Source organism: Nocardiopsis oceanisediminis (assembly GCF_048595525.1).
GTDB lineage: Bacteria > Actinomycetota > Actinomycetes > Streptosporangiales > Streptosporangiaceae > Nocardiopsis_A > Nocardiopsis_A oceanisediminis.
Window position 1 is genome coordinate 5,169,214 of record NZ_JAFMZJ010000001.1, and the last position, 25,773, is coordinate 5,194,986.

23 protein-coding genes are annotated in these 25,773 nt (G+C 75.2%); 5 read left to right on the forward strand and 18 right to left on the reverse strand.

What is annotated here, in order from left to right; genetic code table 11:
* Window positions 1-383 precede the first annotated feature (383 nt).
* From J0910_RS22600 to J0910_RS22620, 5 genes are all read right to left on the reverse strand, one after another.
* Window positions 384-1,382 (reverse strand): phosphatidylinositol mannoside acyltransferase, encoded by a 999-nt coding sequence (locus tag J0910_RS22600; RefSeq protein WP_420160542.1) that lies wholly within the window; start codon window positions 1,380-1,382, stop codon window positions 384-386.
* Entirely contained in the window at window positions 1,382-2,008 is a 627-nt protein-coding gene (gene pgsA, locus J0910_RS22605) for a phosphatidylinositol phosphate synthase (RefSeq protein ID WP_420160543.1), read from the reverse strand. The genes J0910_RS22600 and pgsA overlap by 1 nt, the downstream gene beginning before the upstream one ends.
* A gap of 51 nt (window positions 2,009-2,059) precedes the next feature.
* Window positions 2,060-2,455, reverse strand: a complete 396-nt coding sequence (locus J0910_RS22610) for a thiol-disulfide oxidoreductase DCC family protein (RefSeq protein WP_420160544.1) — start codon at window positions 2,453-2,455, stop codon at window positions 2,060-2,062.
* A 37-nt stretch (window positions 2,456-2,492) separates the two neighbouring features.
* Window positions 2,493-3,050 (reverse strand): HIT family protein, encoded by a 558-nt coding sequence (locus J0910_RS22615; RefSeq protein WP_420160545.1) that lies wholly within the window; start codon window positions 3,048-3,050, stop codon window positions 2,493-2,495.
* A 127-nt stretch (window positions 3,051-3,177) separates the two neighbouring features.
* A complete protein-coding gene (locus J0910_RS22620; RefSeq protein ID WP_420160546.1) occupies window positions 3,178-3,963 on the reverse strand; it encodes a TerC family protein in 786 nt (261 codons plus the stop codon).
* Window positions 3,964-4,176: 213 nt separating this feature from the next.
* On the opposite strand from J0910_RS22620, the gene J0910_RS22625 reads away from it, so the two are divergent.
* Genes J0910_RS22625 through gltS form a run of 3 tightly spaced genes read left to right on the forward strand, consistent with a single transcriptional unit; the run spans window position 4,177 to window position 7,105 of the window.
* On the forward strand, window positions 4,177-4,917 hold the full coding sequence (locus tag J0910_RS22625; RefSeq protein ID WP_420160547.1) for an IclR family transcriptional regulator: 741 nt from the start codon (window positions 4,177-4,179) through the stop codon (window positions 4,915-4,917).
* A 5-nt stretch (window positions 4,918-4,922) separates the two neighbouring features.
* On the forward strand, window positions 4,923-5,858 hold the full coding sequence (gene hutG / locus J0910_RS22630) for a formimidoylglutamase (RefSeq protein WP_420160548.1): 936 nt from the start codon (window positions 4,923-4,925) through the stop codon (window positions 5,856-5,858).
* Window positions 5,855-7,105 (forward strand): sodium/glutamate symporter, encoded by a 1,251-nt coding sequence (gltS, locus tag J0910_RS22635; protein WP_420160549.1) that lies wholly within the window; start codon window positions 5,855-5,857, stop codon window positions 7,103-7,105. The genes hutG and gltS overlap by 4 nt, the downstream gene beginning before the upstream one ends.
* Before the next feature lie 288 nt (window positions 7,106-7,393).
* On the opposite strand, the gene J0910_RS22640 is transcribed toward gltS, so the two are convergent.
* Window positions 7,394-9,064: a DUF885 domain-containing protein gene (locus J0910_RS22640; protein ID WP_420162060.1), complete on the reverse strand. Its 1,671-nt coding sequence runs from the start codon at window positions 9,062-9,064 to the stop codon at window positions 7,394-7,396.
* A gap of 169 nt (window positions 9,065-9,233) precedes the next feature.
* Here J0910_RS22640 and J0910_RS22645 point away from each other — a divergent pair, with 169 nt between their 5' ends.
* On the forward strand, window positions 9,234-9,902 hold the full coding sequence (locus J0910_RS22645; RefSeq protein ID WP_420160550.1) for a cyclase family protein: 669 nt from the start codon (window positions 9,234-9,236) through the stop codon (window positions 9,900-9,902).
* A gap of 37 nt (window positions 9,903-9,939) precedes the next feature.
* Here the strand turns inward: J0910_RS22645 and J0910_RS22650 are convergent, their stop codons facing one another.
* The 4 genes from J0910_RS22650 to J0910_RS22665 all read right to left on the reverse strand — a co-directional run bounded on the left by J0910_RS22650 (window position 9,940) and on the right by J0910_RS22665 (window position 15,073).
* A complete protein-coding gene (locus J0910_RS22650) occupies window positions 9,940-10,530 on the reverse strand; it encodes a GTP-binding protein (RefSeq protein WP_017595170.1) in 591 nt (196 codons plus the stop codon).
* A gap of 34 nt (window positions 10,531-10,564) precedes the next feature.
* On the reverse strand, window positions 10,565-11,059 hold the full coding sequence (locus J0910_RS22655) for a DUF742 domain-containing protein (RefSeq protein WP_420160551.1): 495 nt from the start codon (window positions 11,057-11,059) through the stop codon (window positions 10,565-10,567).
* 38 nt (window positions 11,060-11,097) lie between these two features.
* Window positions 11,098-11,499, reverse strand: a complete 402-nt coding sequence (locus tag J0910_RS22660) for a roadblock/LC7 domain-containing protein (RefSeq protein WP_184391617.1) — start codon at window positions 11,497-11,499, stop codon at window positions 11,098-11,100.
* A 193-nt stretch (window positions 11,500-11,692) separates the two neighbouring features.
* Window positions 11,693-15,073 (reverse strand): sensor histidine kinase, encoded by a 3,381-nt coding sequence (locus J0910_RS22665; protein ID WP_420160552.1) that lies wholly within the window; start codon window positions 15,071-15,073, stop codon window positions 11,693-11,695.
* 466 nt (window positions 15,074-15,539) lie between these two features.
* On the opposite strand from J0910_RS22665, the gene J0910_RS22670 reads away from it, so the two are divergent.
* Window positions 15,540-16,988 carry a D-alanyl-D-alanine carboxypeptidase family protein gene (locus J0910_RS22670; RefSeq protein ID WP_420160553.1) on the forward strand — a complete coding sequence of 483 codons (1,449 nt, stop codon included), beginning with the start codon at window positions 15,540-15,542 and terminating at the stop codon, window positions 16,986-16,988.
* 68 nt (window positions 16,989-17,056) lie between these two features.
* Here J0910_RS22670 and J0910_RS22675 read toward each other — a convergent pair whose 3' ends face one another.
* The 8 genes from J0910_RS22675 to J0910_RS22710 all read right to left on the reverse strand — a co-directional run bounded on the left by J0910_RS22675 (window position 17,057) and on the right by J0910_RS22710 (window position 25,734).
* Window positions 17,057-17,431 carry a VOC family protein gene (locus J0910_RS22675; RefSeq protein ID WP_420160554.1) on the reverse strand — a complete coding sequence of 125 codons (375 nt, stop codon included), beginning with the start codon at window positions 17,429-17,431 and terminating at the stop codon, window positions 17,057-17,059.
* A gap of 1,509 nt (window positions 17,432-18,940) precedes the next feature.
* Window positions 18,941-19,615 (reverse strand): hypothetical protein, encoded by a 675-nt coding sequence (locus tag J0910_RS22680; protein WP_420160555.1) that lies wholly within the window; start codon window positions 19,613-19,615, stop codon window positions 18,941-18,943.
* 62 nt (window positions 19,616-19,677) lie between these two features.
* Window positions 19,678-19,956: a hypothetical protein gene (locus J0910_RS22685; protein ID WP_420160556.1), complete on the reverse strand. Its 279-nt coding sequence runs from the start codon at window positions 19,954-19,956 to the stop codon at window positions 19,678-19,680.
* A gap of 140 nt (window positions 19,957-20,096) precedes the next feature.
* Window positions 20,097-21,116: a LacI family DNA-binding transcriptional regulator gene (locus J0910_RS22690; protein ID WP_420160557.1), complete on the reverse strand. Its 1,020-nt coding sequence runs from the start codon at window positions 21,114-21,116 to the stop codon at window positions 20,097-20,099.
* A 16-nt stretch (window positions 21,117-21,132) separates the two neighbouring features.
* Window positions 21,133-22,602, reverse strand: coding sequence for a GH1 family beta-glucosidase (locus tag J0910_RS22695; RefSeq protein ID WP_420160558.1), 1,470 nt, complete (start codon window positions 22,600-22,602; stop codon window positions 21,133-21,135).
* Complete coding sequence (locus J0910_RS22700; protein WP_420160559.1) at window positions 22,599-23,498, reverse strand: carbohydrate ABC transporter permease; 900 nt, start codon at window positions 23,496-23,498, stop codon at window positions 22,599-22,601. Before J0910_RS22700 ends, J0910_RS22695 begins: the two co-directional genes overlap by 4 nt.
* Window positions 23,495-24,448, reverse strand: a complete 954-nt coding sequence (locus J0910_RS22705; protein WP_420160560.1) for a carbohydrate ABC transporter permease — start codon at window positions 24,446-24,448, stop codon at window positions 23,495-23,497. Before J0910_RS22705 ends, J0910_RS22700 begins: the two co-directional genes overlap by 4 nt.
* Window positions 24,445-25,734 carry an extracellular solute-binding protein gene (locus J0910_RS22710; protein ID WP_420160561.1) on the reverse strand — a complete coding sequence of 430 codons (1,290 nt, stop codon included), beginning with the start codon at window positions 25,732-25,734 and terminating at the stop codon, window positions 24,445-24,447. Before J0910_RS22710 ends, J0910_RS22705 begins: the two co-directional genes overlap by 4 nt.
* Window positions 25,735-25,773: the final 39 nt, after the last annotated feature.

Sequence of the window (25,773 nt, forward strand, 5' to 3'; positions counted from 1 at the left end):
CGCCTCCTCCCGTCGCCCACCACCACCCTCAAAGGAGGCCCCCCGGGCCACAGTCCCACTCTCCCGCCGCCCCGCGGCATCCGCGGACGAGGCCGTCCGGGCCACGGGCTCGCTCTCCCGCCGCTCGGCGGCCCCCTCGGAGAGGGCTCCATGGGCCGCGGATCCCCCCTGCCGCCGCCCGCCGTCCTCCTCGGGCGGGGCGCCACGGGGCGCGGCACCGCTCTTCCGGCGCCGGCCGTCCCCCTCAGGCCAGGTCCTCCGGGCCGCGGCGCCGTCCTCTCGCGCCCCGTCGGCCGCGGACCGGCCATCGGACGGGGCACCCCCGGAGGAGGCCCTGCGGGGCGCCCCCCTCCAGACCGCTGCCCTGCGCATCCGCATGCGGATCACCGCCTCCGGCCGACACCACCGCCCGCAGCGGCATCCACGCTATCGGCCGGCGGCGCCGCCTCCGGGGCGTACGCGCCGGGCGGCGGTGCGGCGAGGTCGGCGGTGAACACCCGCTGCAGCATGTGCCAGTCCTCCGGGTGCTCGGCGATCCGGTCCTGGAAGACACCGGCCAGCCCCTGGGTCATCGCGCGCACCCGGTCCCGCCGGTCGGCCAGGTCGGGGACGGGGACCTCGTCGTGCACCTCGATGCGGAGCAGCGGCCCGTCGTACCAGAGCGAGACCGGCATCAGCGCGGCGCCGGTCCGCTCGGCCAGCGCCGCAGGGCCGGCCGGCATCCGCGCGGCCTCGCCGAAGAACTCCACGTCCACGCCGCCCGCGGTGAGGTCGCGGTCGGCCAGCAGGCAGACCAGTCGGCCCTCGCGCAACCGGCGGGCGAGCCGGCCGGCGGTGCCGCCCCCGGGAGCGCCCGCGGCGGCCTCGGCCGGGGTGAGCGGCAGCACCTCCATGCCCAGGCCGGTGCGGAAGTCGACGAAGCGGTCGAACACCTCGGGCGGGCGGAGCCGCTCGGCGACGGTGGTCAGCGGGACCCCGCGCAGCGTGATCCAGGCTCCGGCGTGGTCCCAGTTGCCCATGTGCGGCAGCGCCGCGACCACGCCCCGCCCGGAGCGGACGTGCGCTTCGAGGGCCTCCACCCCGGTGGCGCGGGTGCGCGCGTCCAGGGTCTCCGCGTCGAGGGCGGGAAGCCGGAACATCTCGTAGTAGTAGCGCAGGTAGGAGCGCATCCCCGCGCGGGAGAGCGCGCGCAGCTGGGGTGCGGTGACGGCGGGGCCGGCCACCCGGCGCAGGTTGGCCTCCAGGCGGAGCACACCGGGGCCCCGGCGGCGCCAGGCGGTGTCGGCCATCGACCGGAACGCGGCCCGCCCCGGCCTCTCCGGGAGCTCGCGCACCAGCCGCCACCCGGCGGCATAGGCCGCGGCCGCGGTCCTCTCCTCCATCAGCTGTACTCCCTCGACCGGGAGCCCGGCTCGGTGAGCCGGGCGCGGGTCTCCACCATGCGCTGGACGATGGTGATCGCGCTCAGCGCGGCCAGCAGCCACAGCCCGGCGGCCTGGGCGTAGGGCACGTCGAGGCCGGCCAGGGCGGTGGAGACCAGGATGACGATGAGCCGCTCGGTGCGCTCGGCCAGGCCCACATCGCAGTTGACCCCGAGCCCTTCGGCGCGGGCCTTGATATAGGAGACCCCGAACCCGGCGACCAGGCAGAACAGCGCGAGCCCGCCGAGCAGCGGCTCATCGGCCTGGCCGTAGAACCAGATGACCAGGCCGCCCAGCACGGCGGCGTCGGCGACCCGGTCGAGGGTGGAGTCGAGGAAGGCCCCCCACTTGGTCTCGAAGCCCGCGGCGCGGGCCACCGCCCCATCGAGCATGTCGAACAGCACGAAGACGGTGATCGCGACCGCTCCTGGGAAGAGCTCGCCGCGGGGCAGGAAGTAGAAGGACGAGGCGACCACCCCGAGGGTCCCGACCAGCGTCACCATGTTGGCGGTGACACCGATCCGGGCCAGTCCTCGGCCGATGGGCCGCGTCATCCGGGAGATCGCGGGGCGCAGGATTCTCAGCATGGCTTCTCAAGATCGTAGGGCGTAGGGGACCCGTCGGCGAGCCGCCCCGCCTCAGGGCGCGGACCCCACCGAGCAGGCCGGCGTCCCGCCCGGCATCCGGTGCCGGTTCCGCGCCACCCAGCGGTAGGCGGCGGCGCCGACACCGCGCAGCACGGGTGCGCGGAGCAGCAGGCCCAGCGGCCGCAGGGCGCGGTGCGGGCCGGTGATCAGCAGGACCGCCACCGCGTCGGAGCCGCCCCAGACCCGGCGGCCGTCGGGGTGGAGCAGCAGGACCTCCTCCTGCGCCCTGCGCTCGGCGGCCTCGGGCAGGCCTGCCCGCTGCCAGGGCACGGCCCGCACCCCGGCCGCCAGCCGCCGCTCGGCCAGCCGGGCGCTGGAGGTGCAGAACCCGCAGTCGCCGTCGTAGACGAGTACCGGGCCGCGCGGGGCCGGGTGGGTCTCGGTCATCGTGGTGCCGCCTCCGTAGGGCCTCGTCGTCCGGGCGTCAGGGCTCCGGCCAGTGCGCGGTGAGCGCGGCGCGGCTCTGCTCCAGCATCTCGGGGAGCACCTTGGTCTGCCCGATCACCGGCATGTAGTTGGTGTCCCCGCCCCAGCGGGGGACGATGTGCTGGTGCAGGTGGGCGGCGATGCCCGCCCCCGCGGCCGAGCCCAGGTTCATCCCGACGTTGTAGCCCTGCGGCCGGTAGGCGGCGCGCATCGCCTCGATGCCCTGCCGGGTGAGCCGGGCGACCTCCGCGGTCTCGTCCTCGTCCAGGTCGGTGTAGCCGGAGACGTGGCGGTAGGGGCAGATCAGCAGGTGGCCGCTGTTGTAGGGGTAGCGGTTGAGCACCGCGTAGGCGAGCTCGCCGCGGTGGACGACCAGGCCCTCCTCGTCGGGCAGGCCGGGGGCGCGGCAGAACGGGCAGCCGTCGTCCGCGGCGGGGCCGGTGGGCCGGTCCTCGCCCTTGATGTAGGCCATCCGGTGCGGGGTCCACAGCCGCTGGACCCCGTCGGGGTCGGTCCCGGCCCCGGCCGGGGCGCCCTGCTGCTCTGCACCGCTCATCGCACGCTCGATTCCAGTCCGGTCCGGCGCCCGGACCGGACGCCTTTCCCTGTACGGCTTCCGTGCCCCAAGCATAGGAGTCCCCGTGCTCCCGCGGAGCACGGGGACCCGGCGGGGTCGGCCCCGGTCAGTCCTTGCCGGAGCCCTCTGCGGCGGCCGCGCCGGCCTCCTCCGTCTCGGCGTACCGGTTGGAGAGCTTGACCGGAGCGGACTTCTTCCGCTTGGCGAGGAGGTTGAGCACCTCCACCAGGAGCGAGAAGCCCATGGCGGTGTAGATGTAGCCCTTGGGCACGTGGAAGCCGAGGCCGTCGGCGACCAGGGTGGTGCCGATCAGCAGCAGGAACGCCAGGGCGAGCATCTTGACGGTGGGGTGGGTCTGCACGAACCGGGCCAGCGGGCCGGAGGCGACCAGCATCACGATCACGGCGATCACCACGGCGGCGACCATCACCCAGATGCCGCCGGGCTTGTCGCCGATCATGCCGACCGCGGTGATCACCGAGTCCAGGGAGAAGACCAGGTCGAGGGCGACGATCTGGAGCAGCACGGCGCCGAAGGCGGCCCGGACCTTGGATCCGGCGTGGCCCTCCTCGCCCTCCAGGCTCTCGTGGATCTCGAAGGTGGCCTTGCCGATCAGGAAGAGGCCGCCGATGAGCAGGATCAGCGACTGGCCGGAGAAGTCGTGCCCGAAGAGGGTGAACAGCGGCGTGGTCAGCTTCATGATCCAGGTGATCGAGGCGAGCAGCGCCAGCCGGCTGATCAGCGCCAGCCCGATGCCCAGCCGCCGTGCCTTGTCCCGCTGGTGGGCGGGGAGCTTGTCGGCGAGGATCGAGATGAAGACCAGGTTGTCGATCCCGAGGACGATCTCCAGCACGGTCAGGGTGAGGAAGCCGATGATGAGGTCGGTTGCCATTAGGGGGACAGCTCCGGTCATGGGTAACGGGCACGGGGCGCCAAGAGGCTAGTGGCCCGCGGATAAGCAGCACATAAGTCCGACCCGCCCGACCTGCGCGGCTACCATTCCCACCAGGCGAGAATTCACCCTTTTCTTGCAGGTTGTCCGGTTCGTAGAGTGACCCGGCCCCGGGCGTCCGGGGCTCGGACCCGGGCCGGGAGGGGAGGTGCCATGACCGCGGACGCACGCGGCGGGAACGACGGGCGCACCGCCGACCGGCTGCTCCGCGTCCTGCTGCTCTTCGCCCGCGAGGAGTCGCTGACCGCCGCGCGGATCAGCGAGGCCTCCGGGATACCGCAGAGCACCGTCTACCGGCTGCTGGACCGGCTCACCGCCTCCGGCTTCGTCCGGCGCCGCCCGGACGGCTACGCCGCCGGACCGGTCGCGGTCCAGTTCGCCGAGCGGTACCGCGCCGGCGCGCTGGAGCGCACCGCCATCGGCCCGCGGCTGGCCCGGCTCTCCCGGGAGTCCGGCGAGCTCGCCGCCTTCATGGTCCCGGTCGGCACCGAGGCCCTGTGCGTGGACTCCGTCGAAGGGTCCAGGGTGCTGCGCTGCTGCTACACCCGCGGCGCCACCCAGCCCCTGCTCCGCGGCGCCACCGCCCAGGCGCTCCTGGCGCACCTGCCCGAAGCGCGGCGCGAGGCGGTCTACTCCGCCTACGGGCTGCCCCCGGGCCGGGTCCGCGAGCTGGAGGCCGAGCACGCCGAGGTGCGCCGGCAGGCCGTGGCGGTCAGCGAGAGCGCGCTGGACCAGGGCGTCTGGGGCGCCAGCTCACCGGTGCTGGACGCCGGGGGCGCCCTGGTCGGCACCGTCACGCTGATGGCGCCCGCCGCGCACACCGCGCAGCGCCGCCCGCACTACGTCCGCCTCGTCAAGGAGGCGGCCCGCGACCTCAGTGGAGGAACGATTTGATCAGGGTGGATCCCCCCCAGTGGACCGGCCGCGACGACGGCCCCGGGCCCGAGCACCTGCGCTGGCACGGGGCGGTGCGGCCGCTGGCCCGCGCCGCGGAGCCCGGCACCGCGCTCATCGGCTTCGCCAGCGACGAGGGCGTCCGGCGGAACAAGGGCCGCACCGGCGCCGCCGAGGGCCCGGACGCGCTGCGCCGCGCCCTGGCACCGCTGGCCCTGCACTCCCCCGCCCCGCTCTACGACGGCGGCGACGTGCGCGTCGACGACGGCGACCTGGAGGCCGGGCAGCGGGCGCTGGGCGAGGCCGTCGCGGGGGCGATGGCCGGCGGCCACTTCCCGGTCGTGCTGGGGGGCGGCCACGAGGTCGCCTACGCCAGCTACCTCGGGCTCGACTCCGGCCTGGGCCCCGACCGGCAGCGCACCCTGGGCGTGCTCAACCTGGACGCCCACTTCGACCTGCGCGAGGAGCCGGTGCCCACCTCCGGCACCGGGTTCCTGCAGATCGCCCGGGACGAGCGGGCCCGGGGCCGGGACTTCCGCTATGCGGCGGTGGGGATCTCCCGGACCGCCAACACCGGCGCGCTCTTCGGCCGCGCCGCGGAGCTGGGGGCGGAGTACCTGACCGACGACGCGTGCTCCCCGCTCGCGCTGGAGAAGGTGCTGGACTTCGTCCGCGCCTTCACCGCGTCGGTGGACGACGTCTACCTCACCCTGGACCTGGACGTGCTGCCCGCCTGGGTGGCCCCGGGGGTGAGCGCCCCGGCCGCCCTCGGCGTGGCCCCCGAGGTGGTCCAGGCGGTCATCGAGACCGTCGCCGCCTCCGGCCGGCTCGCCCTGTTCGACGTCGCCGAGCTCAACCCGTCCCTGGACGCCGACGGCCGCACCGCCCGCGTCGCGGCCCGGATGATCGACCGCGCGGTCGCCGGGCGGTGCCCGGCATGAACCTCGAACTCAGCCTGGACCTGGTGCAGAGCTCGGCCCTGGCCGGGGTCCTGCTGCTGCTCGGCGAGGCCGCCCGGCGCCGGATCGGCTTCCTGGAGCGGTTCAGCATCCCCGGCCCGGTGATCGGAGGCTTCGCCTTCGCCCTGATCCTGCTGGCGCTGCGCGAGACCGGCACCGCGACGGTGGAGTTCGACACCTCGCTGCAGGCGCCCGCGATGATCGCGTTCTTCACCACGGTGGGCCTGTCCGGGAGCCTGTCGCTGCTCCGCAAGGGCGGGCGGCTGCTCGTCGTCTACCTGCTGGCCTGCTGGGCGCTGGCGGTCGCGCAGAACGCCGTGGGCATCGGCATGGCCGAGCTGCTCGGCGTGGACCCGCTGCTGGGCGTCATGGCCGGCGCGGTGAGCCTGGAGGGCGGGCACGGCGCCGCCGCCGCGTTCGGCCCCACCGCCGAGGGGATGGGCGCCGACGGCGCGACCGCGGTCGCCGTCGCCTCGGCCACCTTCGGCCTGGTCGCGGGGAGCCTGCTGGGCGGCCCGCTGGCCGGCTGGCTGGTCAAGCGGTACCGGGTGGCGGTCCCCGCCGCGTCCTCCGCCCCGGTCCCGGTCGGCGCGGACGGCGGGAGCCCCTCCGCGGGCGGCCCCGCCGGCGCGGACGAGGGCCGCTCCCCCGCCGAGGCCGCCGGGTACGCCCAGCTGCTGCCCACCGCCGCACTGATCGGCGTGATCATGGTGGCCGGGATCGCGCTGGGCCAGTGGTTCGGGGCCGCGACCGGGTTCGTGCTGCCGGACTACGTCGGCGCGATGGCCGTCGCGGTGCTGGTGCGCAACCTCAACGACCGGTTCCGCCTGGTCCGGCTGGACGCCGGCGCGGTCGAGGTGGTCTCCTCGCTGACCCTGGGCTTCTTCCTGACCATGGCGATGATGAGCCTGAAGATCTGGGAGCTGTACGCGCTGGCGCTGCCGCTGCTCGGCATCCTCGCGGTGCAGGTCCTGGTGATCGCGGCCTTCGTGGTCTTCGTGGTCTTCCGGCTGCTGGGCCGGGGCTACGACGCCGCGACCATGGCGGCCGGCATGATCGGCCACGGCCTGGGCGGCACGCCCAACGCCATGGCCAACATGAGCGCCTTCAACCAGCGGTTCGGGGTGCGCTCGGAGAAGGCCTTCCTGGTCGTCCCGCTGGCCGGCGCGGTCCTGATCGACCTGGTCGGGCTGCCGTGGATCGTGTGGTGCATGAACGCGGTCGCCTAGCGGCGCTCCGCCGGAGCCCCGCCCTCCCCGGGAGGAGGGCGGGGCTCCGCCTTTCCGGCGTCCGCCGACCCCGCCGGCTCGGCACGGCCCCGGGGCGTTCTGGGCGCGGCTCCGCGCCGCCCGTACCGGGCCCGGCCGGCGGCGGAGCCTCTGGCCGCCGATGGGAGAGGGCGGCCTGCACCGGGGAGCGGCCCCGCCGGCCGCGTTCCCCGATGACCTGGCGCGGACTCCGCCGCCGGCGGGACCGGAGCCCGCCCCGCCGGCGCCGCCGACCGCTCCTCTCCGGGGCTACAGCCCCAGCAGGGCGCGCAGGTGGCGGGGGGCGGGGCAGCCGTGCGCGAGCAGGGCGTCGCCGAGGGCGGCGCGGGAGGCGCCGGGGCGGGCCGCGGCCAGGTCCGCGGCGAGCGCGGCGACCTCGGCGTGGCCCACCTGGTAGGTGGCGAGCTGCCCACTGGTGAGCAGCGCCCGGCGCCACTTCCCGGCCGCCTCGGCCTCCTCGCAGTGGCCGCGCTCCACCAGCAGCCGCATCGCCTCCCCCTCGGTCATGCCGTGCGCGTGCACCCGGACGTCCAGCACCGCGTTGACCGCGGCGCGCAGCCGCATCTTCAGGTTCATCAGCCGGATCTCCCGCTCCTCGCGCTCCGGCAGGCCCCAGCCCTCCTCGGCGAGCAGGGTCTCGGCGTGCAGCGCCCAGCCCTCCACGAACGGCCCGCTGCGCAGCGCCCGGCGGATCCGGGTGCCGCCGGTGCGGCCGGCCGCGTGCGCCAGCTGCAGGGCGTGGCCGGGCAGCGCCTCGTGCGCCATGAACTCGCGCAGCATCGGGACGCAGTACTCCCGGTGGAAGGAGCGCCTGCGCTCCTCCGGCCAGTCGCCGGGCGGCGGCGCGACCGCGACCACGGTCGCCCCGCCGGTGCGCGGGGCCAGCGGGCCGGGCGGGTCGCAGTAGCCGGCCGCGGCGCCGCGCCGCGACTCGGGCATCGGCGCCACCCGCACCGGCAGCTCCGGAACGGTGGCGATGCCGGCCTCGGGGACCCGGGCGCGCAGGTGCTCCAGCGCCTCCTCGCAGACGGCGCGCACGTCGCGGCCGGTCTCCGGGCCGGTGGCGCTCTCCGCCGCGATCCGGTCCAGCACTTCGCGGGCCTGGCCGGGCCGGCGGGGCCGGCCCTCGTGCTCGGCGGCCAGCTCGGCGATCCGCTCCTCCAGCGCGATCAGGTCGCTCTCCGCGCGGACCAGCAGGGTGTCCGGGGTGATCTCGCAGTCCAGCTCGTACCAGAGGCGGGCGGCGTAGCCGCGCTCGCCCAGCCTCGGGTCGGCGTCGGACTCCTCGGCCCGGGCCAGCAGCCACGCCCCGTGTTCGAGCAGCGCGGCGGCGGCCTCGTCGCGCGCCGCCTCGACCGGGCCGCGCAGCGCCGGCTCGCGCTCCAGCGGGGCGCCGGGCGCCTCCTCCAGCCGGGCCAGCATCCCGGCCAGCCCGCGGGCGCGGGCGGCGGCGGTCTCCGCGTGCACCCGGGGCATGCCCGGCCCGGAGCCGAGCCGGGCCCGCGCGGTCTCCAGCCGGCCGGGGAGTTCGGCGCAGCGGCCGGCCAGCGCGGTGAGCCGCTCGGCGGGCGGCGTGCCGTCCCGCTCGATGAGCAGGTCGAGGGCCTCCCCGGGGAGCGAGGCCAGCGGGTCCCAGGTGTGCGGGCGCAGCTCGGTGTCGCGCCACAGGTCGGCGCTGACCCGCAGGCGCAGCGTCTCCAGGTCGACCCGGTCGTCCGGCGGCAGCAGGGTGTCGTCGATCTCGTCGAGGGCGCCCAGGGCGTCGGCGAGCAGCCCGGCGCGGCCGGCGTCGGCCTCTTCGGAGCGGTCGGTGAGCCGGTCGGCGAAGCGGGCGTCGCCCAGCTGCGACGCCCACTCCGGGTCGTCCTCCAGCAGTGCGTCGAGGATCCGCTCGCCGACCCGGCGGAAGCGGTCGGTCATCGCGTTGGCGCCGGGATCGGCCGGGCGCCCGGGGCCGGGTTCGGGATCAGAAGTCATCGTCTGCCATGGTGCCCGCTGCCGGGCGGCGGCGCATCCCCTCTACGGTGTCGGGGAGGGGATCGGGCCGCGGGCGCCGCGGCATCCGCCGCAGCCGACGGGGAGGACGCAGATGGCCGTGGGGCGAGTCGTGGACCTGAGCCACCCGGTGGGGCCGCAGACCCAGGTCTACCCGGGGGACGAGCCGCCGGAGATCGCACCGGCGTGCAGCCTGGCCGCGGACGGCTACAACTCGGTGCGGGTCCGGATGGGATCGCACACCGGAACGCACGCCGACGCCCCGTACCACTTCCTGGCGGACGGCCCGCGCCTGGACGAGCTGCCGCTGGAGCTGTTCACCGGCCCGGCGGTGGTGGTGGACGCGACCGGGCTGGAGCCGCGCGCGGCGATCGGCCCCGAGGCGCTGGAGCCCTGGGCCGGCCTGCTGGTCCCCGGCGCCGCGGTGCTGGTGCGCACCGGGTGGGACCGGCACTACGGCACCGAGCGCTACCACGACCACCCCTACCTGGCCGCGGAGACCGCCCGCGCGCTGGTGGAGCGCGGGGTGCGCACGCTGGGCGTGGACACGCTCAGCCCGGACCAGACCCCCTACGGGGGCGTCGAGGCCGACGACTGGTCCGCGCACCGCGCGGTGCTCGGCGCCGGCGGGACGATCATCGAGAACCTGTGCCGGCTGGACCGGATCGATTTCGCCGACCCGTGGTTCTGCGCGTTCCCGCTCCGGCTCGCCTCCGGCGACGGCGCCCCGGTGCGCGCGGTGGCGCTGGACCGGGGGCGCTGACGCGCGGCGGCCGCCGCTCCGCGGGGCGGGGCCGCCGTCAGCGCCAGGAGCCCTGGCCTCCGGTGGAGGTGGGCTGGCCCGCACCGCCGCGGTCGCCGACGGTGATGGCGTGCTCCACCAGGGTGATCAGGGTCGCCTTGGTGGAGGCCCGGTCGCGCGCATCGACCTGGACGATCGGGATCTCCGGGCTGAGGGTCAGCGCGTCGCGCACCTCCTCGGCGGCGTGCGGGTAGTAGCCGTCGAACCCGTTGATCCCCACCACGAAGGGCAGCCGGGCCTCTTCGAAGTAGTCGATGGCCGGGAAGCAGTCGGCGAGCCGCCGGGTGTCCACCAGCACGACCGCGCCGATGGCGCCCTTGACCAGGTCGTCCCACATGAACCAGAACCGGTGCTGGCCCGGGGTCCCGAACAGGTACAGGATCAGGTCCGAGTCGAGGGAGACGCGGCCGAAGTCCATCGCGACCGTGGTGGTCTGCTTGTCCGGCGTCTTGGCGAGGTCGTCGACACCGACGCTGGCGCTGGTCATCACCGCTTCGGTGGTCAGCGGCACGATCTCCGACACCGAGCCGACGAACGTCGTCTTGCCGACGCCGAAGCCGCCGGCGACGACGATCTTGACCGACGTCATCGCGCTCGCCGCAGCACCGCCCTCCTCGGCCGGGCTAGAGCTTGCGAAGTCCACTGAGCACCCTTTCAAGCAGGTTGGCGTTGGGGCGGCTGTCGGTTTCGAGCGAGGATCGGATCTGCACCAGCCCCTGCTCCGACATGTCGGCCACGAGGACGCGGGCGACACCGAGCGGAATCCGCAGCAGTGCACTGATCTCGGCCACCGAGCGCCATTCCCGGCACAGGTCGCTGATCGCCTGACACTCCGGGGTCAGGGCCCCCATCTCGTTGCGTGCGGTCGCGGTCGCCGAGATCAGCGCCTCGAGCGGGAGCTGGGCCTTCGGCTTGGTCCGCCCCCGCGTCACGGCGTACGGCCGGACCAGCGAGCTGGGGGAGTTGCCCGCCGGCGGCCGGGTCGGTTGGTCGGGTTGCTGCTGGGCGGGGCGTGGGAGCTCCCCGCCGCTCGGGGGCGGGGGCGCCGCCGGCTGCGGGCCGGCCGGACGCTGCCCGAACCACGAGGCGCTCCCGGCATCTCTGCTGTGAGGTGCCACCACTTTCCTCCTGTCGGTGATGGATCAGGTGTGGTGGATCAGTGCATGTCCGATGTCCGCGTTGCGGGCGTGAGCGCCCTTCCTGCCCGTTCGACAAGGAGGGTCATCTCGTAGGCCACCAGGCCCAGGTCGCACTCGGCCGCGGCGAGCACCGCCAGGCACGACCCGTCGCTGATGGCCATGATGAGCATCAGGCCGCGCTCCATCTCGACGACGGTCTGCGCGACGGCGCCGCCCTCGAAGACCCGGGCCGCCCCCTGGGTGAGGCTGGACAGGCCCGAGGCGATCGCGGCGAGCTGGTCGGCCCGGTCCGCGGGGAAGCCCTCCGACGAGGCGAGCGGCAGGCCGTCCGACGAGACGACGATCGCGTGCGCGACGTCCGGCACCCGGTTGGCAAAGTCAGTGATCAGCCAGTTCAGCTCGTTCACCGGTTGATTCATCGCCTGCGCTCCTGTTCATCCCGGCCCGCGCCCCGGTCGGGGCGTCCGGCGGGCCGGACCTTCGTCGGTAGTGACTTTATGGTGCTGTATGTCGCTAGAAGTGCGGATGATGCTATTTCATCGCGCTTTCCTGTTGTCCGGCGCCCCTGGCGGTTCAGCGGGCGCGGGCGCCGTGCCGACGCGGGCATGAACTCTACCGCTCCTCCGGGTTCCGGTCCTCGCCGCCGCCGCCCCGGTTGAAGTCACCGGTCTGGTTGCGGCCCTCCCGGACCCCCCGCTGGAAGCCGGAGAACCGGTTCCGCACCCGGTCGGCCGAGCGGTCCGGCATCTGCCGGAAGTTCTCCGGCTGAGGCGCGGTGCCCGGAACAAGGTTTGCCTTAGGGACACGTTTTGGCAACCCCGACTCGGTGAGCCCTCCGGCGATCGGCTCGGCCGCGCTGCGCGCGGCCTTCCAGCCGCGGTCGGAATCGGAGCGCCAGCCGTCCTCGCTCCGCCCGTTCCGGCCCTCCCCGTTCTGCTGCGGGGCGGCCGGGGGCTCCGGGGCCGCCTGGGGGCGCGGAGCCTCCGCCGGGACGGCGGGGGCCGCGGGCGGGGCCTGCGGGGCGGCGGGAGCGGGCTCGGGCGCCGGGATCGGCCCGGTCTCCGGGCCCGAGGTGCGCCGCTTGAACCAGTTGGACTCGATGGCGTCGAAGATCGGCAGCGCCTCCGAGCCGGACTCCGGCGACGGCGGGACCACGGTGTTCTGCCCGGGGGCCTGGCCCCGGCCGTAGCGGCGGGACAGGTAGGCCGTCGAGCCGTAGCCCTCGCGGGGCTCGGGCTCGGCCGGCCGCTGCTCGGCCGGCCCGGACGGCTCCTGCCACCACTGGCCGGGGCGGGGGGCCGCCGGCGGCTCCTCGCGCGGGGCCTCCGGCTCCGGGGCCCGCTCCTGCGGCCAGGCGTCGGACGCGGGGGCGGGGGCGGGGGAGCCGTCCCGGGCGCCGTCGGCGGGGCGGTCCTCCGCACCGCCGCCGCGCGCGCCGAGGAAGCCGTTGGAGAAGCCGCTGGACTCGTGGGCGGCGGGCCCGTCGGCCGGGCGCGGGGCCTCCGCTCCGCTCCCCGCGTAGGGGCCGGCCGCGGACTCCGGAGCGCTCTCCGGGACCGCCGGGAAGGAGCCGGTCTGACGCGGCTCGAACAGCGACCCGGCGGAACGGCTGACCTGCTGGTCCGGGGCGGCCGGACGGTGCGGCGCGGCCGGCGGCTCGGGGGCCGGCGGCTCCGGGGCGGGCCGCTCGGGGAGCGGCCGGTCGCTCCGCCCCGCGGCCTGCCACAGGTCCTCCCCGCTGGGCGGGTGCTCGGCGCCCCCGCCCTGGTCGGAGCGGTGGCTGCCGGGCTGGCGCTTGGGCAGCTGGTCGCCGAGGGGGGAGGAGCCGGTGTCCGGCCGGGAGGCCCCCGCGTCGGCGGCGTAGGAGCCGCGGCCCCAGCCGTCGTCCGGCTCGCTGGGCGCGGGGGAGGCCGCGAAGGCCTCCTGCGCCTGGGCGTAGGTGTCCGGGACGCCCCCCGCCTCGAGGGCGCGGGACGGCTCGACCGGGGTGATCAGCAGGTCGGCCGGGATGTCGGCGACGGCGGTGACGCCGCCGCCGGTGCGGGCCTCGGCGAGGTGCACCCGGATGCCGTGCCGGGCGGCCAGCCGGCTGACCACGAACAGGCCCATCCGGCGGGAGACCGCGACGTCGATCACGGGCGGCTCGGCGAGGCGGCGGTTGACCGCGTCGATCTCCTCCGGCGGCATGCCGATGCCGGAGTCGGTGACCTCGACCCGGGCGCCGCCGTCCTCGCCGACCCGGGCGGTGACCGAGACGTGCGAGTCGTGCGAGGAGAACGCGGTGGCGTTCTCCACCAGCTCGGCGACGAGGTGGATGACGTCGTTGACCGGGCGGCCCAGCACCGACACGTCGGAGGGGGCGCGGACGTTGACCCGCTCGTACTGCTCGACCTCGGAGACCGCGCCGCGCAGCACGTCGACCAGCGGGACCGGCTGGGCCCACTTGCGGGTGTTGTCCTGGCCGGAGAGGACCAGCAGGTTCTCCGCGTTGCGCCGCATGCGGGTGGCCAGGTGGTCGAGCTGGAACAGGTCGGAGAGGCGCTCGGAGTCCTGCTCGCTCTGCTCCAGGCCGTCGATGAGCCGCAGCTGCCGCTCGACCAGGGTCTGGCTGCGCCGGGAGAGGTTGACGAACATCGCGTTGACGTTGGAGCGCAGCGCGGCCTCCTCCGAGGCCAGCCGCATCGCGACCCGGTGGACCTGGTCGAAGGAGGTCGCGACCTCGCTGATCTCGTCCTTGGTCCCCACGTCGATCGGGACGACCTGCACCTGGTCGGGCGTGGTGGTGGTGTCCTTCATCCGGCTGATGGAGTCGGGCAGGTCCCGGTCGGCGACGCGGAGCGCGCCCTCGCGCAGGCGGCGCAGCGGGCGCAGCAGGGAGCGGATCACCATGCTGGTGACCAGGAAGGTGGCGATGATCACCAGGAGCACCGCGACCGAGTCGAGCACCGCGGCCAGCAGGGCGTCCTTGCGCAGCTGGTCGGCCTCGTCGGCGACCATGCCCGCGACCTTGGAGTCGGCGTCGTGCGCCAGCCCCAGCGAGGCCTCGGCGACCTTGGTGTAGCCGGCGGCGGTGTCGATCCCCTTGGCGCCGGCCAGCCGCGTCTCGTTGTCGGCGCGCATCAGCACCCGCTGGCGCACCGTGGTCATCTGGCTGACCTCGAGCCCGGTGAACGTGGACTCGTAGGTCTGCCGCTGCTCGGCGGTGGCGCTCGAGGTGAAGTTCTGGATCTCGTTCTCGTAGCGCGAGCGGGTGTTCTGGATGGCCTCCTGGACACCGCCGGACATCGAGTTGCGGGTCAGCACGTGCATCATCAGCGCCGACTCGAAGGAGAGGTGCTCGCGCGCCTTGTTGAGCGAGCTGAGCGCGCGGACGCTCTCCTGCAGCTCGGCGTTGTCGGTGCCCTCGCCGATGGTCGCGCCGAACTCGTTGAGGGTGTTGACCACCTGGCGGTACTTGGTGGCGGCGGGCAGCACGGTCAGCGCGGTGCCCTCCACCTCCTGGCGGATGCCGTCCAGGCCGTCCAGCGAGGAGACCATCCGCTTGCGGCGGTCCTCGGCGGTGCCGCCGCCGAGGTCGCCGAGCTCGGCGAGGCGGTCGTCGACCGCGGACTGCGCGCGCTTGGTGGCCTTGATCTGCTCCTGGAGGTCCACCAGGAGCTCGGGGTCGCGGTCCTCGGGGTTGCGGGCGTCGGCGATGTAGAGCGCCGAGGCCTGGCGCTCCTTGCCGAGCTCATAGGTGAGGTCGACGATGTCCTGGCCCAGGATGGCCATGCTCTGGATGTGGTCGTGGGTGACCGCCTCACCGGCGTTGCTGCCCACTCTCAGGCCGCCCAGAACGAGGGCGGCGACCGTGGGAATGGCGATCAGCGCGACCAGCCGGGAGCGCACCCGCCAGTTCCGCGGCGACCACCGCCGGCGCCGCTCTCGCCCGCCGTCCTCCAGGGGCTCTTCCTGCGGGGCGTCGGCCTTGCTTCTCGCCGCACGTGTCGACACGGACCCTCGCAACCTTTCGTTCACCGCCTCGTGTGATGGACGCTGCCCTCATGTGGGACGGCCTGCGGCCGCTGGTACGGAGGCGCCGATGGGACCGCGGGGCCGATCGGACACGACTGGGCGCGCGTGGCGGAACGTGGGGCTGCCGCGGCGGGCCCGCCTCATGAGGGGAAGAGGCGTCGCGCACCAAAACCTGAAATGGCGCACTTGGAGAGCACAGAGTACCAATTCGGCCCCGGACGTCACCTCCCCCGCCTCCGATACCGCCCCCGCAGGCACAGGGGATTTCGATTCGGTCCGTCGGACACCCCCATACCGGACATGACGACTTCCCTGGCCACACGGGCGATTCCGGCACGACCGATCCTTCCGATAACTTTTCGAACACACCCGCAGATACCTGTGAACCGGTGACGGGGGCGTGACAATGTGTCATCTGAGGCACGTGTTCCCTGGGGGTGTGTCAGTGGTTCCGCGCGAAATCAGGTCGGATCGTCTCGTCCCGCGCAGGTTCGCCGCCCTACTGGGGCCGGTCCTGGCCGCCGGTGTGTGCGCCGGTGCCGCGCCGCCGCACGGCGGCGCCGCGGACCCCGTTCCGCTCCAGGTCCGCCTCGCCGAGCTCCGCACCGAGGTCGACGCCCTGTACGAGGAGGGCGAGCAGGCGGTCGCGGACTACTTCACCGAGGCGGAGCGGCTGGAGGAGGCCGAGGACGCCTACCGCGCGGCGCGGCGCGCCGCCGACCGGGCCGCCGACCGCCACGGCGAGGTCCGCCGGGCCGCCGCCGGGCAGGCCGCGGCGGCCTACATGGGCGTGGACACCGGGCCGATGGTCGCCTGGACCGATGCCCGCGGCCCGCAGGAGGCGCTGGACCGCAGCTCCTTCCTGACCCTGCTCTCCGAGCACCGCAGGGGCGCACTGGACCGCGCCGAGGCGGCCGCCTCGGCCACCGGCACCCTGAACGGGTACGCCGAGGACGCCCTCGCCGAGCAGCGGGACGCGACCGACGCCGCGCGCCGGGCCAAGGAGGACGCCGCGGCGGCGCTGGGCTCCCGGCGCGATGAGCTGTCCGCCCTGATCGCCGAGCAGTCCGAGCTGGAGGCCGCGGTGCACGGGTCCGGCGGCGCCCCCGCGCCGGGCAAGGGCGCAGAGCAGGCGGAGGGATCCGCCGGCGGATCCGGGGGAGCCGGCTCGGACGACGACCCGCACGCCCAGCCCGGGGACTCCGGAGCGGAGCCGCCCGCGGCCCCCGCCCCGGGCGGCGGCTCCGGAGCGGCGGCCTCCCCCGGCGGGGACCACCCGGCCGGGGGCGGCGGGACCGGTGAAGGGGACGACGGAGCCGACGGGGACGGCGGAAACGGCGAGAGCGGCGCCCCGGAGGACGCCGGCGGGGACTCCCCCGTCGGCGATCCCGGGGCCCCTGCGGAGCCCCCCTCCGGCGGAGGCGGGGAGCCTCCCGCCGCGGTCCCGCCCGGTTCCGGCTCCGGGAACGGCCCCTGCTCCACCGCCCCGCCCGCCGGGCAGCGCTCCAACGGCCGCATCCCCGCCTCCGAGCTGTGCCCGCTCGCCCAGCCCGGCGAAGCGCTGCGCTCCGACGCCGCCGCAGCGTTCGGCCGCCTGGACACCGCCTACCGGGAGCGGTTCGGTCGCCCGATGTGCGTGACCGACTCCTACCGGCCGATCGACGAGCAGGTCCGGCTCTTCTCCGAGATGGAGCCCGGCATGGCCGCCGACCCCGGCACCAGCACCCACGGCCTGGGCCTCGCGGTCGACCTGTGCGGCGGCGTCGAGCGGGAGGACTCCGCCGAGCACCGCTGGATGCTGGCCGCCGCCGAGGAGCACGGCTGGCACAACCCGCCCTGGGCCCGCGGCGGTTTCGAACCCTGGCACTGGGAGTTCCGCCCCGGCAGCGGATGACCACCGCCCCGCGCCGCCCCGGAACCGGCCTCGGGGCACCCTGGAGCGGGCCTGCGCTGCGCCCCCGCTCAGGCGGAGCGCTCGATCACGCAGAAGGGGTGCCCCGCCGGATCGGTGAAGACCCGCCAGGTGTCCCCGCCCGGCTGCCGCTCCGGCTCGGCCGCCCCCAGTTCCAGCAGCAGGGCCCTCGTCTCCTCCAAGTCGTCGACGTCGAAGTCGAAGTGGGCCTGCTGCGGCACGGCCTGCTCCGGCCAGTCCGGCGCCCGGTAGCCCTCGACCCGCTGGAAGCCGATGAAGAGCCCGTCTTCGCGGAGCAGCCCGGCGAAGTCCGCGTTCGACCGGGGGTGCGGTTCCATCCCGGTGGCGCGCCGGTAGAACTCGGCCAGCGCCTCGGGGTCGGCGCAGTCGAGGGTGATCGCGGACAGCCTCATCCGAGCGGTCATGGCGCCTCCATCACGGTCGTACGGCGGCCCCGGCACAGGCGGATCCGGGTGGTTCCGCCCCTCCCCCGGGACCGATGCCGCCCTCGGAAGACGGGCGACCGGACGAGCGTACTCGGCACCGCAGAGCCCCCACCGCCCCGGACCCGGAATCGGAGAGGGCCACTCGAAGCGAAGGCGATCACCCGAGCGCGGCCCCTCGTGAAGCGGGTGTTCAAACCGGCGGCAACGGCGAAGGTGGAGCGTGGCCAAGCGCCCCAGCCGGGCGCGGCGCCCCACGGGGCCGGGGTTCAGACCAGCGGCGACAGCGGGGAGGGGCACGCCGGCCGGTCGGTCGGGTGCGGCGCCCCACGGGGTGGAGGCTCAAACCGGCGGCGACGGCAGAGGAAGGGGCAAGGTCGGGCACCCCGGCCGAGCGCGGCGCCTCGCGGAGCGGAGGTTCAACCGGGCGGCGAAGGCGGCAATGGGACCGGCCGGTCGGTCGGGCGCGGCGCCCCGCAGAGCGAAGGCCCGAGCAGGCGGCGACGGCAGCGGTAGGGGCGGGGCGGAGGCGGCCGCCCGGGCGCGGCGCCCCACGGGGCCGGGGTTCAAGCGGGCAGCGAGGGCGGGAGGGCGTGCCGGCTGGTCGGTCGGGTGCGGCAGAGCGAGGCCGGCCGGGGCGGCAGGATCGCCGCGCCGCACTGCCCCGGCGGCGTGGCCGACCGCCCTTGAAACCGCCGCACCTCCCCGACCTGGACGAATACGCAGGGTGATGACGGGGAGGGGCGCCCTGCACACCGCGAGAGCACCCCGGTGATTCCCGGGCGCGCATCCCGGCCCGGAACAGGCCCCCGAGGGGCTGAATCACCCTGATCGGGCCGGTGCTCGGGGGTTCGAGCCGCCCGAAAGACCGGAAGGCAGGGGGCCGGAACCTGGGAAGGGCGGGCGTGGGGGCGAGATGTCGTATTTGCCCTGCCCGGAGGCCCCGCTTTGGCCACTCTGGGTGATCGGCGAGGGGATGGTGGGGGCTTCGGGGCTTACTACTCGCTGGTAGATGTAATCGGGGTGCTGCGGAGGTGCGCAGGGCGCTCCCGCCCCTACCCGATCCCCACCGCAAACCAGGCATATAGGGATAAGGCCCCCTGGCGGGCCCAGGCAGGCGGGCCCACCCCCACCTTCGCCGGGGCGCTGCCTCCCCTCGCCGGGAGCACGCGCCGGGCCGGGCCGGTGAACGCGGCGCCCGGCCCGCTCCCGCCCCCGCCGCCCGCTTGAACCCCGGCCCCGTGGGGCGCCGCGCCCGGGTGAAGCGCCCGCTCCGCCCCTACCGCCGCCGTCGCCGCCTGTTTGAACCTTCACTCCGCGAGGCGCCGCGCTCGGGTGGGGTGCCCGGCACCGGCCCTACCTGCGCCGTCGCCGCCCGCCTGAACCCCGGCCCCGTGAGGCACCGCGCCCGACCGACCGGCCGGTCCCGCTCCTGGCCTTGCTGCGGGTTCGGATCCCGGCCCCGTGGGGTGTCGCGCCTGGGGGCGCGGGTCAGGCCTCGGCGCCGACGCGGATCTCGAATTCGCCGAGCGGGCCGGCGTCCACGAAGAGCTCCTCGCCCGGCTCCAGCAGGCGGGTGGTGGCCGGAAGCGCGGCGGAGAGGGGCTCGCCGGGGTCTGCCCAAGAGGCGTCCGCCGGGAGTTCGGCGGTGGCCAGCACGGCCCCGTCCGCCTCAGCGGTGACCCGGATCGGCCCGGTCCCCTGCTCGTCCGGGGTGACCACGGCCGGGCCGGTGCTGAGCCGGACGGGGGTGCCGTCCGGGGCGCGCCACAGGCAGGCCGCGGTGCGGCCGAGCAGCCGGCCGGAGGCGCCGCGCAGCTCCGCCGCGCCCACCGACGCGGTCAGGCCCTCGGCTCCGGGCGGCAGCGGCGCGCCGTCGTCGGTGCCGTGCACCAGCTCCGGGGCGATCCGCACCGGACCGCCGCCCAGGGAGGCGGGCACCGGCCGGTCCGGCCGGACCGGCACGCACAGCCGGGTCTCGAACTCGACGATGATCTCCAGCGGGGCGTCCAGCGCCTCGGTGTGCGCGGCCGCCAGCCCCGCGGCGTCGGCATCGAGCAGCTCTGCCAGGCCGGTGCCGCCCGGGTGGCCGTAGACGCACCCGTCGTCGATCACCCCGGACCGCTCGGTTCCCCCGCTCGGCGACAGGTACGTGACCCAGCGCATTCCCGTTCTCCCCCCGGTCGTCGCCCGTCGGCGGCCCGCTGCGGCGGGCCCCACCGACGAACCTACAGCTCGCCCGGGGAGGGCGCGGAGGGGGCGGGGCCCGGCGGCTCGGCGAGCGGGGAGTGCTCCCGGCCGGTGCCGGCGCACATCCGGCACTGCTCGTCCACCCGGGCCCACTCGATGGCCCCGTTGCCGTCGACGCCGGGCCGCTGCGGCGACCAGCGCCCCGTTCCGGAGCAGAACCGGCAGGGCAGGTCGTCCCGCTCGCACCAGCGGCAGCGCTCGACGGCGCAGCGGGGCCTGAGGCCCTCCCCCGGCGACGCCCCGGGCCCGCTCGGCATAAGCACGTCCCCCCGCAGGAAAGTCCGTCGTCTCGCCGCCCGGCGCGAGGCACGGCGACGCGGCGCGAGCGGAAGCGTGCCCAGCGTTGCACACGCTGTGACCGGGAGTCCAGAGGAACCGGGGCCGTTTCCGGCCGCCGTCAACCCGACGCGCGGACGACCAGCCGGGTTTCCAGGACGACGCCCTCCGGGACGGCCCGCGCCAGGGCCCGGTCGGCGAGGAGCCGCGCCATTTCGCCGCCCATCCGCTCGGTCGGCTGGTGCACCGTGGTCAGCGGCGGGTCGGCGCCGGCGGCGAGGTCCGTGTCGTCGTAGCCGACCAGCGCCACGTCCTCGGGGACCCGCCGCCCCGCCTCGCGCAGCACCCGCAGCGCGGCCAGCGCCATGTCGTCCGAGGCGGCGAAGACCGCGTCCAGGTCGGGCGCGGCCTCGAGCAGCCCGCGCATGGCCCGCGTGCCCCCCTCGCGGCTGAAGTCGGCCCGCGCCACCAGCGCGGGATCCGCCTCCAGGCCCGCCTCCTCCAGCGCCCGCAGGTAGCCCTCCAACCGGTCTTGGCCGGCGGGCATGTCCGCCGGGCCGGCGACGGTGGCGATCCGCCGCCGCCCGATCCCGGCCAGCCGGCGCACCGCCAGCCCGGCGCCGCCGACGTTGTCGATGTCGACGTAGTGCACCGCGCCCGCGCCCGGGTGCGCCGGGCGGCCGCCCAGCACGAACGGGATCCCCGCGGCGGTGAGCCGTCCGGGCAGCGGGTCGTCGGCGTGCAGCGAGACCAGCAGCACCCCGTCCACGTGCCCGCCGACCAGGTAGTCGCCGAGCCGCTCGTGGTCGGCCGCGGTGCGCGCGGTGGCCAGCAGCAGCTGCAGGCCGCGCTCGGCGAGCACCCCGGCGACCCCGCGCACGATCCCGGCGAAGAACGGCTGGGCGAACAGCCGCTCCTCCGACTCCGACACCACCAGCGCCACCATGTCGGTGCGCCGGGTGACCAGGGTGCGGGCCGCCCGGTTGGGCACGTACCCCAGCTCCTCGATGGCGCTCTGCACCGCCGCTCGGGTCCGTTCGCTGACCCGCTCGGAGCCGTTGATCACCCGGGACACCGTTCCCCGGCCGACCCCGGCGTGCCGGGCGACCGCCTCCAGGGTCGGCCTGCGCTCCCCGTCCATGCTCTCTCCTCCGGGGTCACCCCCCGCCGGCGCCGGGCAGCGTCCCGGTGCGCGCGACCGCCGCGTACCAGCGGCCGCTGTCCTTGACCGTTCGGCGCTGCGTCGCATAGTCGACGTGCACCAGTCCGAACCGCTGGGAGTATCCCCAAGCCCACTCGAAGTTGTCCAGCAGCGACCAGACGAAGTAGCCGCGCACCGGCGCTCCGGCCCGCACCGCCTGGTGCACGGCGCGCAGGTGCGCCTCCAGGTAGCGGATCCGGTCGGGGTCGCGCACCCTGCCGTCCGCGGAGACCTCATCGGGGTAGGCGGCGCCGTTCTCCACCACGTACAGCGGCACCCCGGGCGCCTCGGCGGCGAGCCGGGTGAGCACCCCGTACATCCCGGACGGGTCGATCTCCCAGCCCATGCCGGTGGTCTCCAGCCCGCGCCGGACCATGACCTCGGTCTCGCAGCCGACCAGCGCCGCCGTGTCGCCGCCGGACTCCAGCAGGTCCGGGTCGATGCCCTCGGCCGAGGCCGCCACCCGGTGCGGCTGGTAGAAGTTGACGCCGAGCAGGTCCAGCGGGGCCGAGGCCAGCTCCAGGTCGCCGTCGCGGACGAATGCGAAGTCGGTCACCGGGGCGAGGTCCTCGACCAGGTCGGCGGGGTAGCGCCCGTGCAGCAGCGGGTCGGTGAAGACCCGGTTGCGCACCGCGTCGGCCCGGCGGGCCGCGACCAGGTCGGCCACCTCGGCGCGGTAGGGCAGCAGCTCGGTCTGGTTGTGCACGATGCCGACCCGCGGGGTGCCCCGCCCCCCGCGCAGCACCCCGGCGGCCAGCCCGTGGCCGAGCAGCAGGTGGTGGGCGGCGGCCAGGGCGGCGGCCGGCTCGGTCCGGCCGGGCGCGTGCACCCCGGCGGCGTAGCCGAGGAACGCCGCGCACCACGGCTCGTTGATCGTGGTCCAGTCGGCGACCCGGTCCCCCAGGGCGTCGCGGACCAGGCCAGCGTACTCGGCGAAGCGCAGCGCGGTGTCCCGCTCCGGCCAGCCGCCGGCCTCCTCCAGCGGTTCGGGCAGGTCCCAGTGGTAGAGGGTGGGCCAGGGTTCGGCGCCCGCCTCCAGCAGGGCGTCCACCAGGCGGTCGTAGAAGTCCAGGCCGGCCCGGTCGGCCGGCCCGGAGCCGGCGGGCTGCACCCGCGGCCAGGCGATGGAGAACCGGTAGGCGCCCAGGCCGAGTTCGCGGACGAGCTCCACGTCCTCGCGCCACCGGCGGTAGTGGTCGGCGGCGGGGTCCCCGGTGTCGCCGCCGAGGATCCGGCCCGGTTCGGCGGCGAAGGCGTCCCAGATGCTGGGGCCGCGGCCGTCCGCGCCGGTCGCGCCCTCGATCTGGAAGGCGGAGGTGGACGCCCCCCAGAGGAACCCGGGCGGGAACGCCGCCGGGTCGAGGGCCTCGTCGGTACTGGTCCGGGCCTGCGTCGGGGAGGCCGAGTGCGTCGGTGAAGAGGTCACGCCTTGACGGCACCTTCCATGATGCGGCCGACGAGCCGTCGGCCGAAGACGGCGAACAGGATGAGCAGGGGCAGGGTCGCGTAGGCCGCGCCGGTGAACATCAGCGAGAAGTCCCGGGCGTAGGCGGATTCGCTGAGCTGGTTGATGGAGAACTGCACCGTGGGGTTGTCCGGGGTCAGCACGGCGATCGCCCAGACGAACTCGTTCCAGCTCTGCATGAAGGTGAGCAGGCCGAGCACGACCATGGCCGGGCGGAGCACCGGCAGCACCACGCTCCAGAAGGTGCGCAGCAGGGAGCAGCCGTCGATCCGGGCCGCCTCCAGCAGCTCGTCCGGGACGCCCTGGGCGGCGTACTGCCGCATCATGAACACCCCGAACCCGCTGACCAGGAACGGGACGATGACGGCCTGCAGCTCGCCGCGCCAGCCCAGCCACTGCATCAGCACCAGCAGCGGGATGATGCCCACCTGGACCGGGACCGCCATGGTGACCACCACCGCGACGGTGAACCCGTTCCGCCCCGGGAACTCCAGCTTGGCCAGGGCGAACCCGGCCAGCGAGCAGAAGAGCACCACCGAGACCGCCACGGTCGCCGAGGCGACGAAGGAGTTCCAGAGCCCCAGGGTGAAGTGCGCGCTCGCGTTGCCGAACAGCCGCTCGGTGTTGGCCGCGAACTCGCCGCCGGGCAGCAGCGCCGGCGGGAACCGGGCGACGGCGTCGGTGGTGCGGGTGGCGATGACCAGCATCCACCACAGCGGGAAGAGCGAGAGCACCACGGTGAGCAGCAGCCCCGCGTAGGTGAGCGGCGCCCTCTCGCGCAGCCGGCGCACCCTGCCCGCCGGGCGGGGCCGCCTGCGGGCGGGCGCCTGCGCCGGGCGGTCGGCGGTGATGGTCATGACGCCCCCTTGATCCGGCCGGTGATGAGCACGTTGACCAGCCCGAGCACCACGATGACCAGGAAGAGCACCCAGGAGACCGCGGAGCCGTAGCCGTAGTCGCCGTACCGGAAGGCCTCTTGGAAGACGAGCATCATCACGGTCTGGTACTGGCCCTGGGTGCCGCCGGCCATCGCGCCGCCGGTGTCGAAGACCGCGGGCTCGGTGAACAGCTGCATCTGGCCGATGGTGGAGATGATGACGGTGAACAGGATGGTGGGCCGCATCATCGGGACGGTGATCCGCCAGAACCGGCGCAGCGCGGAGGCGCCGTCCAGCGCGGCCGCCTCGTAGAGGTCCTTGGGGACCGCCTGCATCGCGGCCAGGTAGATCAGCGTGTTGTAGCCGGTCCAGCGCCAGTCCACCATCACCGCGATCGCCGTCCAGGAGGAGAGCCGGCCGCCGCGCCAGTTCACCGGGTCGATGCCGAACAGCCCGAGGAACTGGTTGACCATGCCGTACTCGGTGCCGAACAGGGTGCTGAACACGATCGCCATCGCCGCGATGGAGGTGACGTAGGGGATGATCAGCGCGATCTGCAGCAGCCCGCGCCCCCGGACGATCCGGTTGAGCGCGTCGGCCAGCAGCAGCGCCGCCAGCAACTGCGGGACCACCGCGATCGCGAAGATGCCCAGCGTGTTGGCGAGCGCGTTCCAGAACTTGGCGTCGCCGAGCAGGACCCGGTAGTTCTCCAGTCCGACGAAGCCCTCGTTGCCGCCGATCAGGCTCCAGTCGTGCAGCGACACCCACGCCGTGTAGAGCAGCGGGAACAGCCCGAAGACCCCGAAGAGCAGGAAGAACGGGGCGATGAAGGCGTACGGCGCGGCTTTGGTGTCCAGGGCGGAGCGCAGCCGCGCGGCGCGGTCGGTGCCGCGCCGCGCGCTCCGCGGCGCCCGGCTCGCCGTGGTCATCCGGCCGCCCGCTCGCTCCCGGAGACCGCGGTCTCCCAGCCCTCGTCCGCGGTGGCCTGCCCCTGCTCGACCGATTCCAGCGCGGCGCGGAACGCGTCGTCGACCGCCTGGGTGTCCGGGCCGTAGTAGACCGGCTCCAGCTCCATCGCGGTGGCGCCGAAGATCGCGCCGACCGGGGCGTCGTTGAAGTAGGGCCGGGTGAACTCGGTGACCTCGGCCGACTCCAGCGCCTCCGGCGAGGAGGGCAGCGTGTTGGCCTCCTCCCAGGCGCTCAGCTGGCCCTCCGGGGAGGTGAGGAACTTCGCCAGCTCGGCGGCCTCCTCCGGGTGCTCGCTCTGCGCCGGGACGGCGAGGAAGGAGCCGCCCCAGTTGCCTCCGCCGCCCGGGACCGCGGCCACGTCCCACCGGCCCTCGCCGGCCTCGCCCGCGGTGTTCTCGATGTGCCCGAGCATCCACGCCGGGCAGGGCATGGTGGCGAACGCGTTGTCCTGGATCGCCGCGTTCCACTCCTCGGACCAGATGGGCAGCGCCGCGGAGAGGTCCGACATGCCGGTGACCGTGTCGTAGGCCTCGCGGGTGGACGGGGTGTCCTCGATGACCAGTTCGCCCTCGGTGTTCTGGAACGGCTCCCCGCCGGCCTGGGCGGTCACCACCCGGAACAGCGGCTGGATCGTGGACATGAACGCGGCGCCGGTGTCGGCCTCGGCGAACTCCTCCCCGGTGGCGGCGTACTCGTCCCAGGTCGGCCAGAGTCCGCCGACCTCCTCCCGGTCGGTGGGCAGGCCGGCCTGGTCGAACAGCTCGGTGTCGTAGCACATGCCCAGCCCGCCGATGTCGGTGCCCAGGCCGACGATGCGGCCGTCCGGGGCGGTGCCCTGGTCCCACTTCCAGTCCAGGAAGTTCTCCTCCAGGCCGGCGGCGCCGTGCTCGGCCAGGTCGACGAAGGCCTCCTTCTGGAGCATGAACTGGGCGATGTTGGCCTCTTCGATCGCCACCACGTCTCCGGCGCCGCTGCCGGAGGCGATGTTCTGCTGCAGCTGCGGGGTGTAGTCGGCGACGTCGGTGACGTTGCGCTCCTCCACCCGGATGCCGTGCTCCTCCTCGAAGCGCTCGAGGAGCGCCTCGTAGCCCATCACTCCGAAGGTGTCGACGGTGAGGGTGACCTCCCCGTCGCCGCCGCCCCCTCCGCCGCAGGCGGTGGCGAGCAGCAGCGCGCCGCCGGCGAGGGCCGCGGCGGCGGCCCGGGGCACCGGGCGCGGTCGGGTCGTGGGTGAACGCTTGGTCATCTCGGCCTCGCTTCTCAGGGTCCGTGTCCCCCCGGCAGG